This is a genomic window from Bradyrhizobium sp. 134, from assembly GCF_023074155.1.
Classification (GTDB): Bacteria; Pseudomonadota; Alphaproteobacteria; order Rhizobiales; family Xanthobacteraceae; genus Bradyrhizobium.
Genome location: NZ_JADPKX010000006.1, coordinates 144,339 through 158,961, shown reverse-complemented (window position 1 = coordinate 158,961; position 14,623 = coordinate 144,339). Strand labels below are relative to the sequence as shown.

Below are 14,623 nucleotides of genomic sequence, written 5' to 3'. Positions count from 1 at the left end.
GACCGTCCCCGGATGTCGCTTCGCTCATCCGGGCTACGGCACTCGCAGCCGCTCCCTCGGTAACGCAGCGATGAACCGCCCGATCGCACCGAGTACCGGTCCCTGATCACCCGCAAAGAACCAGTGATCGTTGCCGTCGAGCTCGACGAATTGCGCACCTTTGATCCGGCTCGCCACATCGCGGCCGGCCGCGATCCGTACGGCCTTGTCGTCACGACGATGCAGCACCAGTGTCGGCATGGCAATCTGCGGCAAAAGCTGCCGCACGTCGGCGTCGCGAAACGCCTCGAGCACCGCCGAGATGCCGCCGGGACTGGAGGCCGCGCGCAATAGCCCCGCCCACCAGGCGCGTGCCTGGGGATCGCTCGCAAGGCTGGGCGCGAACGTCTCAATCTCCACCGGACCTCCCCATTGCGCGATGAGGTGCTTGCTCCAGGCGTCGTACTGGCTGGCGCGCAGCGCGTGCGGATAATCCTGCGACCAGCAGCCCTTGGCCAATGCACCGAACAGGATGAGTCCGGCCACGAGACGCGGTTCATCGACCGCAAATTTGATGCAGGCTGGTCCACACTCGGATGCGCCGAACAGCACGACGCGGCGCGAGCCGGTCGCGCGGAGCACCGTGCCGATATCCTCCGCGGTGACGTCGATACCGGGGGCCGATCCAACCCGGTCGGACAACCCGATGCCGCGACGATCGAACACGATCAGGCGCCCAAGCTTCATCAGCGAGGCCAGAAACGCCCGGCTCGCGGGGTGCTCCCAAGCGCGCTCCACATGCGACACGAAGCCGGGCATGACCAGGATGTCGAGCGGGCCGCTGCCGTAGGTCTGATACGCCAGATGCACACCAGCGCCCTTGACGTAGCGCGTCGCTGGAACGTCGGCTGCCGCCGCAGGACCCATCAACGCCTCGGTCTCGGCTTCGGGCGTAACACCAAGCTCGTCACGCAGCCGCTGCCTCAGTGCCGCGTGGTGCCGCTCTGCCGCACTGCGGTCACCCGCCAGCAGCAGACTGCGGATCAGATGCCGGCCGTAGACCTCGCTCAAAGGATCGAGCTCGACCAGACGGGTCGCATGCGTGGCCGCGGAAAAGTAGTCGCCGGCGGCGGTCTTGTCCTGCACCAGGCGCTCCAGCGCGTGCATCAGCCGTCCCCGCAGCGCCTCGCGGCGGAAGAACGCCCAGTCGTCGAATTCCGGACAGTCCTCCGGGGAGAACCCTGCGAGGAAATCTCCCCGATAAATCTGGCAGGCCTCGTCAAAGTCAGCGCGATCGCAAGCGCCCTCGAACAGATGCGCATCGACCTGCAGCGCGACTGCCGGAGACCATCGCAGGCTGGTGCGGTCGGTCTCGAACACCTGCTGACCGAGCGTCAGCTCGATGCGGTGAAGCAGCCGCCGCAATCGCGCAAGCCCGGTCTCGCGGTCAGTTTCAGGCCACAGCAGCGTCGCCACGATTTCGCGGGCCACGGCGCCCTTGGCCTCCGCGAGATAGACCAGCAGCGCGAGGCCCTTGCGCAAGGCCAATTTGATCGGGCGGCCGTCGGCGTGGACCTCAGGGAACCCGAACGTCCCCAGCGAGAAAACCGTCATGAAAGTCCTCCCTCCCCTTGCGGCGCCCCGGGGGACGCACAGGGGACGGTCCAGCAATAGCAGTCGGGGCAGATCGAGCCTGCTCGCGGGCGAGCAATTCAGGCTCCTCCATGCGGCACGGCTCCATCAGGCACAATAGGAAAAAACATGATCTCGCGCCTCCTGATCCTGCTCTACGCCATCGTGAGCTACGTGATCTTCACGGTCTCATTTCTCTATGCGCTCGGTTTCGTCGGCAATTATGTCGTGCCCAAGTCGATCGACATGTCGATCGATAGGTCGATCGACGTCGGCAACCCGATGGACCTGAGCGTGGCTATCGTCGTCAACCTGCTGCTGATGGGCCTGTTTGCGATCCAGCACAGCGTCATGGCGCGCCCGGTCTTCAAGCGATGGTCGGCCAAATTCCTTCCCCCCGGCTGCCAGCGCAGCACCTATGTGCTGCTCTCCAGCCTGATCCTGCTGTTGCTGTTCTGGCAGTGGCGCCCGATTCCGACGCCGGTCTGGCAAGCGAGCGGAATAGCGGCCTGGTTGCTGATCGGCGTGCATTGGCTTGGCTGGCTTGTCGCGTTCGCCTCGACCCACATGATCGATCATTTCGATCTGTTCGGCCTGCGCCAGGCCTTCGTCGCGTTCCGCGGGAGCGAGATACCAAATCAATCGTTCAGAACACCGCTGCTCTACAAGATCGTGCGCCATCCCATCATGCTCGGCTTTCTGCTCGCGTTCTGGGCCACGCCCGAGATGACCGTCGGCCACCTTCTGTTTGCGCTCGCAAACACCGCCTACATCCTGGCCGCGCTTCAGTTCGAGGAGCGCGACCTGATCGCCGAGTTCGGCGCGGCCTACCAGGATTATCGCCGGCGCGTTCCCATGCTGCTGCCGCGTCTTTTCGGTCGTCGGACGGAAGATCGCCAGCCGCCTCGGCCTGCTGGAGCGTCGCAATGAATGCAATATCAGCTATTCCCCGGATGTCGGCGGAGGCCGCCACGTTTGCCGATACGCTGGATGGGCTCGACGTCGGTCTTTGTCTCGTTGACGCGGAGGCGCGTCTCATTCACGCCAATACTGCCGGGCAGGACATGATCGAAGCGCGCGACATCCTGCACGAAATCCGCGGGCACCTCGCGGCTTGCGATCCGACGGTCAACCGGACCCTGCAGCATTTTTTCGCAGCCGCCGGGCAGGAAAACGCGTTCCTCGGCGCCGACGGGCTCGCGGTGCCGATGATCGGGCGGGACGGGAAGCGCCACGTCGCCCATGCTCTGCCGTTGACTTCCGGCGCGCGCCGACGTGGGGGCGTCGCCTACAGCGCCGTCGCAGCGTTGTTCGTCCGCAGGGCGGCGCTCACGATACCGCCTCGTTCCGAAGTGATCGGCAAGGCATTCAAACTGACGCCGACCGAGTTGCGTGTGATGCTCGCGATCGTCGAACTCGGCGGCGTTCCCGAAGTGGCGGCGGCGCTCGGCGTCGCCAATACGACGATCAAGACGCATGTCCGGCGCCTGTTCGAAAAGACCGGTGCAGCGCGACAGGCAGATTTCGTCAAGCTTGTCGCGGGATATGCGACGCCATTACGCAAACCTGCCGAATGCAGACAATCCGTTGGAGCGACACGATGAGAGCAATTCTATGCAGCTCATTCACTGGCCCCGCCGATTTGCGCCTCAGTGAAATCGACGAGCCGAAGCCCTCCGGCGACGAGATCCTGATCGACGTCCATGCGGCCTCCGTCAGTTTCATGGACCAGTTGATGGTCTCGGGACTCTACCAGATGCGGCCGCCGACGCCCTTCGTGCCCGGCACGGAAGCATCCGGTGTCGTCATCGCGGTCGGCGGCGAGGTCACGGCATTCGCTCCCGGCGACCGCGTGGCATGCAGCGCCTGGACCGGCGGCTACGCCGAACGGATGATAGCGAAGGACTCAAAGTGCGTGCTTCTGCCGGAAGGCGTCGCGTTCGAGGCAGCGGCGACGGTCCTGCACAATTACGGCACGGCCTATTATGCGCTGGTCGAGCGGGCCAGGGCGCAGCGCGGCGAAACGCTGTTCGTCACCGGCGCTGCCGGCGGAGTTGGCCTTGCCGCCGTCGATCTCGGCCGCCATTTGGGCTTGCGCGTCGTCGCCGGGATCGGCTCCGATGACAAGGCCGCCCTGGTTCGCAATTATGGAGCCAGCGACATCGTCAATTATCGTAGCGAGGATCTGCGCGACCGGATCAAGGCGATCACAGGCGGCGAAGGGATCGATATCGGCTTCGACAATGTCGGCGGCGCGATATTCCAGCAGATGGCCCGGTCGATGAAGTGGGGCGGAAGGCTGATGCCGATCGGCTTCACCAGCGGCGAGATTCCCCAGCTCCCGATGAACCTTCCGCTGCTGACGAACTATTCCATCCTCGGGGTCTTCGTCGGCGCCTGGGCGGAGAAATTCTCCCTCGATGCGGCGCGCATGAACGCCACGCTGATGCAATTGCTGGCCGGCGGAAAAATCCGCCCGCACATCGATCGCGTCCTCCCTTTGGAGGAGGCCGGCGAAGCCATGCGTGCCGTGGCCAACCGAACGGTTCAGGGGCGAATTGTCCTCAAGATCAGGTAAAGTGCACGGGGAAGAGAGAACAAAACCGATGACACAGATCATCATCGACAAACGCTTTTGCGGTCCTCCGAACTCCGGCAACGGCGGCTATGTCTGCGGCCGGCTGGCCCGCCACATTCCCGGCGCCGCGGAGATCACGCTGCGCGCACCGCCGCCGCTGGACACGCCGCTCGATGCGGTCGCAACGGACGACGCCGCATGGCAGCTTCGCGATGGCGACAAGATCGTCGCGACCGGGCGGCCGGCAAGCGTCGAGCTTGCGCGCGTGGAAACAGCCAGCTTCGAGGAGGCCTGCGCGGCCGAATTGTTGACGCCGGTGAAGCCGCACGAGCATCCGCTGCCGACATGTTTCGTGTGCGGCCCCGCAAGGGCCAAGGGAGACGGCCTGCGCATTTTTGCCGGCTCGCTCCGTGGTCACAACGCCGTTCTGGCAGCGAGCTGGACACCGGATAAGAATCTCGCCGCCGACGACGGCCTCGTCGCGCCGGAATTCCTCTGGTCGGCGCTCGACTGCCCCACCGGCTTTGCCTGCAATTGCGATCAGCAGACCGGCAGCTTCGACAAGGCACCGTTGCTGCTGGGGCGGATGTCGGCGCGGATCGAGGCCCGCCCGCACCCCGGCGAGCCCTGCATCATCACGGCCTGGCCGACGGGCCGCGATGGCCGCAAGCGCACGGCCGAGGCTGCGGTGCATGGTGGAGCCGGGAAGTTGCTGGCGGTGGCGCGCACGACATGGATTGCGGTGGAGCGCGAGGTGCAGCTCGGGCGTCGTTCGTAGAGGGGACATGGGCGCCCGGTACCGGGACGGCCAGCTTTCCAGCTAACCACGGGAGCACTCCACTTTGCCATCCGTGCGACGCTGCCAACCGTCGAGAAGCGTTGAACCCACGTTTAATCAAAGATACTCTTGCAGCTGTCGCCAAGCAAAAAAGATCCAAGAGGGTACGCGATGGTCCGCAAGTTAAAGGCATTTGCAATACTTGCTACGGGCATGTTCGTCGCTGGCGTCGCAAATGCCGAGGCACAGCAGCCGGAGCTTAATGCGCCTGACCTCGTCCTCGTTAATGGCAAGGTTCTGACCTTAGACGACCGATCGACCGTCACGGAGGCAGTCGCCGTCGCGGATGGAAAGATCATCGCGACCGGAACCAGTGCTTCGATCAAGGCGCTTGCAGGCGCCCGGACCCGCGTGCTCGACGTGTCCGGCAAGACCGTCATCCCCGGATTGATCGATACACACGCTCACTTCAAGGCCGCTGGTCTGGGCGACTATGTCGTAAGCCTGGGCCGAGCCAAGACCGTCGCGGACGCGCTCGAGGCCATCAAATCATTCGCCACCAAGAAGAAGCCGGGTGAGTGGGTTGTAGGTGGCGCGTGGCATCCGCCCTCACAATTGGCCGAGAAGCGCTATCTCACGAGGCAGGAGATCGATAGTGTTGCTCCGAACAACCCGGTCTATCTTCGCACCGTCGGGCATTTCTCGATGGCGAACACCATGGCTCTACAAGTGGTCGGTGTCGACAAGACCACCGCGGACCCGAGTGGTGGAAAGTTTGAACGCGACGCAGCCGGTGAATTGACCGGCGTGCTCGTGGAGACGGCGATCGATCGAGTCGAGAAGGCCGTACCACCTTGGACAGAAGACGACGAAATGCGGCAATTCACCATTGCCGAAGGTGTGCTGAACAGCTTCGGCATCACCAGTGTGATCGAAGGCGCAACAGAGCCACGTGATGTCCGAACGCTGCAGAAGCTTGTCGCAGCGGGGAAAGCCACTTTGCGCACCGGCGTGATGTTTCGACCGGAGCCCCCCGCCGATCTGACCGCATGGGAAGCGATCATGTCAGGCAATGGCGCCTCATCAGGGTTCGGTGACGATTGGCTCAAGTTCGCCGGCATCAAGATCTTTTACGACGGCGGCATGACGCTGAAGACGGCGCTCATGCGTGACGTGTACCCCGATTCACACGACAACTATCACGGCATCACGCAGCAGACACCTGAGCGGCTGAAGCAACTCATCTCCGTCTGCAACCGTTATGACTGGCGTGTCGGAGTCCACGTCGTGGGCGACCTGGGTGTTGACCAGGTGCTCGATGCCTTCGAGGCAGCGGATAAAGAAAAATCGATCCGCGACCGTCGCTTCGTCCTCATCCACGCCAGCCTGATCCGGCCAGAACAGATGGAGCGTGCGCAAAGACTAGGAGTCCGCATCGATTTTCAGAATGTTTTCATGTGGGATAAGGGAGCGACCGTCGAACGATTTCTCGGGAAAGCGACCGCTGACCGCGCCGTGCCGACCAGGACGTTGATCGAAAAAATGGGACTCAACAGCCTCGGCGCCGGGACGGATTTTCCGGTCAACCCGATCAACCCCTTCCTCAACATGTACATCATGGTGACCAGGAAGGATCCCAACGGAAACATCTACGGCTCGGCAGAAGCTATTACGCGCGAGCAGGCCCTACGGCTCTACAGCAGCGCGGCTTCGCGCTACAACTTCGATGAAGCCCGCAAAGGGACCATTGAGCCCGGAAAGCTGGCGGACATCGTGGTGCTCTCCGCTGACTACGCGGCCGTGCCCGAGGAGCAGATCAAGGACATCAAGGCGGACCTGACCCTGGTCGGCGGCAAGGTTGTCTTTCAGCGCTGAACCGGCGCTGATCGGCCAAGGTGAGCGAGAGCGACAATTCGCTCTGCTTCCCGACGAAAATCTACACGCCCTTCTCGATCATCCCCTGCAACCGCACCAGCTCCGCCTCGATATCCCGCTCGACATCCGCCGCCCGCATCTCGATCACCCGATAGTCCCTTGCCTCGAGCCACGCCCGCCGCGACGCGCGATCCGCGACGATCGTCTCGTTCTCACCCGTGTTCACCAGCTCGATCGCGATCCGATGCGGGAACGAGACGAAGTCCGGGATGTGCCGCCCCACAGGGGTCTGGCGCTTGAACCCGCCTGCGAAGCGGCGGTCGCGGGTGAGGGCCTGCCAGAGCAGGCGTTCGGCATCGGTCGGGTTGCGGCGGAGCAGGCGGGCGAGGCCGCGCACGGTGGAGCCGCTGTCGGGAACGCCGCCGCCCTGACCGTGCTCGGCCAAAAGCGCACGCAGCCGCGTTGCCTGCTCGCCGTCGAGCACACCGCCCTTGGCCGGGCCCTTGCGTCCTTCGGCGATCGCCATCACCACCCCGTGCAGGGTGTGCATGTCCTGCTTGGTCGGCTCCATCCGGGTGAAGATGTTGCGCAGGTTCACCAGCATGGTGTCGCGCTTCTCGGCCGGGCGCAGAAATTCGACCCGGTCGAGTTCGCGGATCAAATTGTCGAAGAAGGCCTGCATCTGGTGTTGCGAGGCGCGTTCGGAGCGCTCCGGCATCGCGTGCGGCAGCTCGCCGGAGGTCGCCCGCTTGAACCATTCGTAGCCGACCAGCAGCACGGCCTGGGCAAGGTTGAGCGAGGCAAAGCCCGGATTGACCGGGAAGGTGATGATGCGGTTGGCGAGCCCGACCTCCTCGTTAGTCAGCCCCCAGCGCTCCCGGCCGAACAGGATACCGGCCTTGCCGCCCGCCGCGACGTGCCCGGAAATCTCGCTAGCTGCGGCTTCCGGCCCCACCACCGGCTTGGCCTGGTCGTGGGGGCGCGCGGTGGTGGCGAACAGCAGGTCGAGATCGGCGACGGCCTCACCGACCGTGTCGAACAATTCGACATTGTCCAGAATATAGTCGGCCCCGGCCGCGGCGCGCTGGGCGGCGATGTTGGGCCAGCCGTCGCGAGGATTGACGATGCGCAATCGGCTCAGCGCGAAGTTGCCCATGGCGCGCGCGGCCATGCCGATGTTTTCGCCAAGCTGCGGCTCGACCAGGATGACAATGGGACCGTCGAGGGAAAGGCCCGCCTTGCTCTTGTCAGTCCCCGACATCTCGCTTCGCTTTCACACTGGTTCTCAAGGCCTTGGAGAGGCGCTCTTCATGAATTGATTCAAGGCCGGTCCTGACCTGGTCTCGACCCGGATTTGACCCAGTCTTGGGCCGGCTGCCCGTCCGCCTGTCGTTTGCCTGTCCTGACGAAATTCTCAAGGGAAATAATGGGTTGGATTCGACTTTTGAATCTCGCCTGAAACCTCAGCCCGGTCCCCGCGGCAGGGCTGCTCCCGCCCCCCATCTGCGGAGGCTGGATGAGCTAAAAGTGCATAATCCCTTGGCTTTCGCCCGCTGCTATCAGGTGCTAAGAGGCGGCGGATATTCCCGTGGCGCGCCACAAGCGCCGTTCCGAAGAGGCTTCCCCGATCATGGCAAAAATCAAGGTGTCCAACCCCGTCGTCGAACTCGATGGCGACGAGATGACCCGGATCATCTGGCAGTACATCAAGGACAAGCTGATCAACCCGTTCCTCGATGTCGAGCTGCTCTATTTCGACCTGGGCATGGAGTACCGTGACGAGACCAACGATCAGGTGACGATCGACGCCGCCGAGGCCATCAAGAAGGTCGGCGTCGGCGTCAAGTGCGCCACCATCACTCCGGACGAGGCGCGGGTGAAGGAGTTCAACCTCAAGCAGATGTGGAAGTCGCCGAACGGCACCATCCGCAACATCCTCGGCGGCGTGATCTTCCGCGAGCCGATCATCTGCAAGAACGTGCCGCGCCTGGTTCCCGGCTGGACCAAGCCGATCATCATCGGCCGCCACGCCTATGGCGACCAGTATCGCGCCACCGACATCAAGTTCCCGGGCAAGGGTACGCTGACGATGAAGTTCGTCGGCGAGGACGGCACGGTGATCGAGAAGGAAGTGTTCAAGACCCCGGGCGCCGGCGTCGCCATGCAGATGTACAATCTCGACGACTCCATCATCGACTTCGCCCGCGCGTCGTTGAATTACGGCCTGCTGCGCAACTACCCGGTCTATCTCTCGACCAAGAATACGATCATGAAGATCTATGACGGTCGGTTCAAGGACATCTTCCAGGACATCTACGAGCGCGAGTTCAAGAAGGAATTCGACGCCAAGGGCCTGACCTACGAGCACCGCCTGATCGACGACATGGTCGCCTCCGCGCTGAAATGGTCCGGCGGTTATGTCTGGGCCTGCAAGAATTACGACGGCGACGTGCAGTCCGACACCGTGGCGCAGGGCTACGGCTCGCTCGGCCTGATGACCTCGGTTCTCCTCACCCCCGACGGCAAGACAGTGGAAGCCGAAGCCGCCCACGGCACGGTGACCCGCCACTATCGCGAGCACCAGAAGGGCAAGGAGACCTCGACCAACTCGATCGCGTCGATCTTCGCCTGGACCCGCGGCCTGTCGCACCGCGCCAAGCTCGACAACAATGCCGAGCTCGCCAAGTTCGCCAACACCCTGGAGAAGGTCTGCGTCGACACCGTCGAGGAAGGCTACATGACCAAGGACCTCGCGCTTCTGGTCGGCGCCGACCAGCGCTGGCTCTCGACCACCGGCTTCCTCGACAAGGTCGCCGAGAACCTCGGGAAGGCGCTGGCGGCGTAAGCCGTCCGCAATTTCGCCCGACTGGGCCGGACATCATCACGGGCCGCGTCGCAAGCGCGGCCCGTTCGCTTATTTGGACCTTTGCGTGAAGATGCGACCATGTCGATCAAGCTTGCCGTCCCCTGCCTGTTGCTGCTCGCTGGACCGGCTCTGGCCGCCGACCCACTCCCCGACGCCATCGCGGCGCCCGGCGAGAGCGTCGTGCTCAGCGTCCACGCCGAGGGCGCGCAGGTCTATGAGTGCAAGGCCGGCACCGACGGCAAGCTCGCCTGGGGTTTTCGCGAACCGATCGCCACCCTGCTGTCTGAGGGCAAGACGATCGGCCGTCACTATGCCGGACCGAACTGGGAGCATGCCGACGGCAGCGCCGTGGCCGCCAAGGCCGCCGGCAATGCCCCGGGTACCACCGCGGCCGACATTCCCTGGCTGAAGCTGGAAGTGACGACCCACCGGGGCAGTGGCGTCCTCACGCCGGTTACGACGGTTCAGCGCATCAACACCCATGGCGGCAAGCTCGAGGGTTCTTGCGACAAGGCCGGCGATTTCAAGAGCGCGCCCTATTCGGCCGACTACGTCTTCCTGAAGAAAGGCTGAGCGCTCAGCGGTCGGTGCCTTCGCGCTCCGCCTGCGCCAGCTCCGCCACCGCAAGGTCGCCGCTCCCCTCCAGCCGCGCCTTTGCCGTCTTGTGGACATGCGCGGCGAGCGTCGGCATGCGTTCGATCAGGGCGTGAAAGTCCTGGGCGTCGAGCACGAGCAGTCGGGTCTTGCGCGTCGCCGTCACCGTGCCGCTGCGCTTGGTTTTGTGCAGCAGCGCGATCTCCCCGAAGAAGGTGCCATCCGCGAGCCGCACCTGCTGGTTCGGCAGCGCGATCTCGACCTCGCCGGCGGTGATGAAATACATCGACGAAGCCGCATCGCCTCGCCGCACCAATATCTCGCCCTGCTCGATCGTGCGCGCCCGCAGCAGCCGCATGATGTCGGCGATCTCGGATGCGCTGAGATGCGAGAACAGCGGCACCCGCGCCAGCATGCCCCAGGTGACCACGAAGTCGCGCCGCTTCACCTCTTCCGCAAAGGCCGTCGAGATGATCGCGACCGGCAGCGCGATCATGGCAAATCCGCTGATGATGGTGAAGACGGAGATGAACTTTCCGAGCGCCGTCACCGGCACGACGTCGCCGTAACCGACGGTGCCGAGCGTCACGATCGCCCACCACATCGCCTGCGGAATGGTGCCGAGCTTGTCCGGCTGCACGTCGCGCTCGATGGCGTAGAGTAGCGAGGCAAACGTCAGCACCGCGCCGATCAGGATGACGATGCAGCCGATCAGCGCCCGCCGCTCGGCGTGCACGGCCGCGAGCAGCGAACGCATCGCCGGCGAGTAGCGCACCAGCTTGAAGAACGGCAGCACGCCGAGCGCTGCCAGCGTCGCATGCCGGCCGGTGGCGAGCACGACCGCGGCGGGCAGGAACGCGAGGAGATCGATGATGCCGAGTGCGGAGAAGACATAACTGAGCCGATCCGACAACGCGGACGCCGGGCGCTGGGTATGGCCCGCCACCGTCCACAGCCGCGCGGCATATTCCAGCGCGAACACGATCACGGCGAGGATGGAGATGCCCGCGAACAGCGCGCCGAATTCCGCGTCCAGCTCCGGCACCGAGGCAAGGATCATCGCGACCACGTCGAGCACGATGACGCCGATGATCAGCTGGATGAAGCGCGACCCGACCGAATAGGCCAGCGGATCGTGCTCCAGCAATTCGTAGAGGCGATCCCTCAGATCGGGATCGGCTGAGCCACGTCCTCGCGGAACGGGGCGCACCTGCCTACGCGCCGGCCGATTTTTGTTCGATCATGGCTTTTTCGATCGCCGTGAGCGCCGCGGCCGCATTCGCGCCATCAGGGCCGCCGGCCTGCGCCATGTCGGGCCGGCCGCCACCGCCCTTGCCGCCAAGCGCCTCGGAGGCGACCTTCACCAGATTGACCGCATTGAAGCGCGAGGTGAGGTCCGCGGTGACGCCGACGACGACGCCGGCCTTGCCGTCCTCGGTGACGCCGACGATGGCGACGACGCCGGAGCCGATCTGCTTCTTGCCGTCGTCGGCAAGGCTCTTCAGATCCTTCATCTCGATGCCCTCGACCGCGCGCGCCATCAGCTTGACGTCGCCGACTTCGCGCACGCCGGAGGCCGCGCCGTTGCTCGAAGCTGCACCGCCGCCCATCGCCAGCTTCTTGCGGGCGTCGGAGAGTTCGCGCTCGAGTTTCTTGCGCTCCTCCATCAGCGCGGCAATGCGCGCCGGGACGTCGTCGATCGAGGTGCGCAGCTCGTGGGCCGCGGTCTTCGCCAGCGCCATGGTGTCGTTGGCGTGTTTTCGCGCGTAGTTGCCGGTCAGCGCCTCGATGCGGCGCACGCCGGAGGCGACCGCGCTCTCGCCCGTTAGCGTGATCAGCCCGATGTCGCCGGTGCGCTTCACATGCGTGCCGCCGCACAGTTCGACCGACCAGCCGAGTGCGTTGGCGCCGCGCTCGCGCGCGGTCCGGCCCATCGAGACGACGCGAACCTCGTCGCCATATTTCTCGCCGAACAGGGCGCGTGCGCCGGCCTCGCGGGCCTCGTCCACGCCCATGACGCGGGTCGAGACTTCGTCATTCTCCAGCACCACGTCGTTGGCGATGTCCTCGACCCGCGCGAGCTCTTCCGCCGTGATCGGCTTCGGATGCACGAAGTCGAAACGCAGCCGATCCGGCGCGACCATCGAGCCGCGCTGGGCGATGTGGTCGCCGAGCACCTGGCGCAGCGCCTCGTGGATGAGATGCGTGGCCGAGTGATGCGCGCGGATCGAAAAGCGCCTGCCGTGATCCACTTCGAGCTGCAGCGCGGTGCCGACCTTCAGCTCGCCGCTCTCCACAATGCCGACGTGAACGAAGAAATCGCCGAGCTTCTTTTGGGTGTCGGTGACGCGGAATTTGAGGCCGCCCTCGCCGGTCAATACGCCGGTGTCGCCGACCTGGCCGCCGGACTCCGCGTAGAACGGCGTCTGGTTCAGCACGATCGCGCCGGTGTCGCCGGCCTTGAGGCTCGTGGCTTCCTTGCCGTACTTGACCAGCGCGGTCACCACGCCTTCAGCGCTCTCGGTCTCGTAACCCAGGAATTCGGTTGCGCCCAGCTTCTCACGCAGCGGGAACCAGATCGCCTCGGAAGCAGCTTCGCCAGACCCCTTCCAGGATTCGCGCGCCTTGGCCTTCTGACGCTCCATCGCATCGGTGAAGGACGCCTGGTCGACGCTGATGCCGCGCGACTTCAGCGCGTCCTGCGTCAGGTCGAGCGGGAAGCCATAGGTGTCGTACAGCGTGAAGGCGACGTCGCCGTCGAACATGTCGCCCTTCTTCAAGGACGCGCTCTTCTCGTCGAGGATGGCGAGGCCGCGCGTCAGCGTCTTGCGGAAGCGGGTCTCTTCCAGCCGCAGCGTTTCCTCGATCAGGTTTTCCGCGCGCATCAGATCCGGATAGGCCTGGCCCATCTCGCGCACCAGCGCCCAGACCAGCCGATGCATCAGCGGCTCTTGCGCACCGAGCAGCTGCGCATGGCGCATCGCGCGGCGCATGATCCGGCGCAGCACGTAGCCGCGGCCCTCGTTCGAGGGCAGCACGCCGTCGGCGACGAGGAAGGCCGACGAACGCAGATGGTCGGCGATGACGCGGAACGAGGCCACGGTCTTCTCGTCCGGCCCGCTTCCCAAGGCAGACGCCGTCGCGTCGATCAAATGACGGAACAGGTCGGTCTCGAACACGCTGTCAACGCCCTGCATGATGCAGGCCATGCGCTCCAGCCCCATGCCGGTGTCGATCGAGGGACGCGGCAGCGCCACGCGCTCCTCCTTCGTCACCTGCTCGTACTGCATGAACACCAGGTTCCAGAATTCGAGGAAGCGATCGCCGTCCTCCTCCGGGGAGCCCGGAGGCCCGCCCCAGATGTGCTCGCCGCGATCGATGAAGATTTCCGAGCACGGGCCGCACGGGCCGGTGTCGCCCATCGCCCAGAAATTGTCCGAGGTCGGGATGCGGATGATGCGGTCCTCGGAGAAGCCAGCGATCTTCTTCCACAGTCCGGCCGCCTCGTCGTCGGTGTGATAGACCGTGACGAGCAGCTTGTCCTTCTTGAGCCCGTATTCCTTCGTGATCAGCTTCCACGCCAGCTCGATCGCGCGCTCCTTGAAATAGTCGCCGAACGAGAAGTTGCCGAGCATCTCGAAGAAGGTGAGATGGCGCGCGGTGTAGCCGACATTGTCGAGGTCATTGTGCTTGCCGCCGGCGCGCACGCATTTCTGCGAGGTGGTGGCGCGCTGGTAGGGCCGCTTCTCGACGCCGGTGAAAACGTTCTTGAACTGCACCATGCCGGCATTGGTGAACATCAACGTCGGATCGTTGCGCGGCACCAATGGCGAGGACGACACGATCTCGTGGCCGTTCTCGGCAAAGAAGTTCAGAAAGGTCGACCTGATCTCGTTGACGCCGCTCATGTTCATCCAATCGGGTGTGCTTGCACCCGCCTTCCAGCCATCCAAACCGCGAGTTTGGGCTGATATCTGCGGGTCAAAGCGCTTTTAGACAAGGCCAGCTTCGCTGTCCAGAAACTGTGCAGCCAGATCAAGGCGTTGCCGCAGTCGCGTAATCCGTTGGAAAGCCGCCGATGCCGCGTTGACAGGCTTGGCCGGCCTGTGGTCTTTACCCGTCTGTATCGTACGGCCACGTCGGGAGAGACCGGCACTGGTGCCGGCGCCGAAGGAGCAACCGCCCCGGAAACTCTCAGGCAAAAGGACCGCGTGGCTTTGACAGCATCTGGAAAGAGGCGCCGACGGGTTTAGGTCCGGACAGCGTCCGCCGACGGGATAATACTCTCAGGCACAGCGACAGATGGGGCTTCGACTGGTGT

Annotated in this window: 11 protein-coding genes and 1 riboswitch; of the genes, 7 read left to right on the top strand and 4 right to left on the bottom strand. The window is 64.4% G+C overall.

Features of this window, described 5'->3' with window-relative positions; translation table 11 throughout:
- Positions 1 to 33: 33 nt before the first annotated feature.
- Positions 34 to 1,593 carry an alpha/beta fold hydrolase gene (locus IVA75_RS01515; protein WP_247287293.1) on the bottom strand — a complete coding sequence of 520 codons (1,560 nt, stop codon included), beginning with the start codon at positions 1,591 to 1,593 and terminating at the stop codon, positions 34 to 36.
- 147 nt (positions 1,594 to 1,740) lie between these two features.
- Here IVA75_RS01515 and mddA point away from each other — a divergent pair, with 147 nt between their 5' ends.
- The 5 genes from mddA to IVA75_RS01490 all read left to right on the top strand — a co-directional run bounded on the left by mddA (position 1,741) and on the right by IVA75_RS01490 (position 6,842).
- Positions 1,741 to 2,541, top strand: coding sequence for a methanethiol S-methyltransferase (gene mddA / locus IVA75_RS01510; RefSeq protein ID WP_247287294.1), 801 nt, complete (start codon positions 1,741 to 1,743; stop codon positions 2,539 to 2,541).
- A 134-nt stretch (positions 2,542 to 2,675) separates the two neighbouring features.
- Positions 2,676 to 3,215, top strand: a complete 540-nt coding sequence (locus tag IVA75_RS01505) for a helix-turn-helix transcriptional regulator (protein WP_247287295.1) — start codon at positions 2,676 to 2,678, stop codon at positions 3,213 to 3,215.
- On the top strand, positions 3,212 to 4,189 hold the full coding sequence (locus IVA75_RS01500) for an NADPH:quinone oxidoreductase family protein (protein WP_247287296.1): 978 nt from the start codon (positions 3,212 to 3,214) through the stop codon (positions 4,187 to 4,189). Before IVA75_RS01505 ends, IVA75_RS01500 begins: the two co-directional genes overlap by 4 nt.
- 28 nt (positions 4,190 to 4,217) lie before the next feature.
- The gene (locus IVA75_RS01495) at positions 4,218 to 4,967 is read left to right on the top strand and encodes a hypothetical protein (RefSeq protein WP_247287298.1); all 750 of its coding nucleotides are present in this window, start codon (positions 4,218 to 4,220) and stop codon (positions 4,965 to 4,967) included.
- Positions 4,968 to 5,138: 171 nt separating this feature from the next.
- A complete protein-coding gene (locus IVA75_RS01490; RefSeq protein WP_247287300.1) occupies positions 5,139 to 6,842 on the top strand; it encodes an amidohydrolase in 1,704 nt (567 codons plus the stop codon).
- Between the two features lie 61 nt (positions 6,843 to 6,903).
- On the opposite strand, the gene IVA75_RS01485 is transcribed toward IVA75_RS01490, so the two are convergent.
- Positions 6,904 to 8,103, bottom strand: coding sequence for a TrmJ/YjtD family RNA methyltransferase (locus IVA75_RS01485; protein ID WP_247287302.1), 1,200 nt, complete (start codon positions 8,101 to 8,103; stop codon positions 6,904 to 6,906).
- A 369-nt stretch (positions 8,104 to 8,472) separates the two neighbouring features.
- Here IVA75_RS01485 and IVA75_RS01480 point away from each other — a divergent pair, with 369 nt between their 5' ends.
- On the top strand, positions 8,473 to 9,687 hold the full coding sequence (locus IVA75_RS01480) for an NADP-dependent isocitrate dehydrogenase (protein ID WP_027518867.1): 1,215 nt from the start codon (positions 8,473 to 8,475) through the stop codon (positions 9,685 to 9,687).
- A gap of 99 nt (positions 9,688 to 9,786) precedes the next feature.
- A complete protein-coding gene (locus tag IVA75_RS01475; protein WP_027567646.1) occupies positions 9,787 to 10,281 on the top strand; it encodes a DUF3455 domain-containing protein in 495 nt (164 codons plus the stop codon).
- A 4-nt stretch (positions 10,282 to 10,285) separates the two neighbouring features.
- Here the strand turns inward: IVA75_RS01475 and IVA75_RS01470 are convergent, their stop codons facing one another.
- Together IVA75_RS01470 and alaS are read right to left on the bottom strand one after the other, a co-directional pair.
- Positions 10,286 to 11,512 carry a cyclic nucleotide-gated ion channel gene (locus IVA75_RS01470; protein ID WP_247287304.1) on the bottom strand — a complete coding sequence of 409 codons (1,227 nt, stop codon included), beginning with the start codon at positions 11,510 to 11,512 and terminating at the stop codon, positions 10,286 to 10,288.
- Between the two features lie 4 nt (positions 11,513 to 11,516).
- Positions 11,517 to 14,210: an alanine--tRNA ligase gene (gene alaS / locus IVA75_RS01465; protein ID WP_247287305.1), complete on the bottom strand. Its 2,694-nt coding sequence runs from the start codon at positions 14,208 to 14,210 to the stop codon at positions 11,517 to 11,519.
- 222 nt (positions 14,211 to 14,432) lie between these two features.
- A riboswitch (glycine riboswitch) is annotated at positions 14,433 to 14,521 on the top strand.
- Positions 14,522 to 14,623 lie beyond the last annotated feature (102 nt).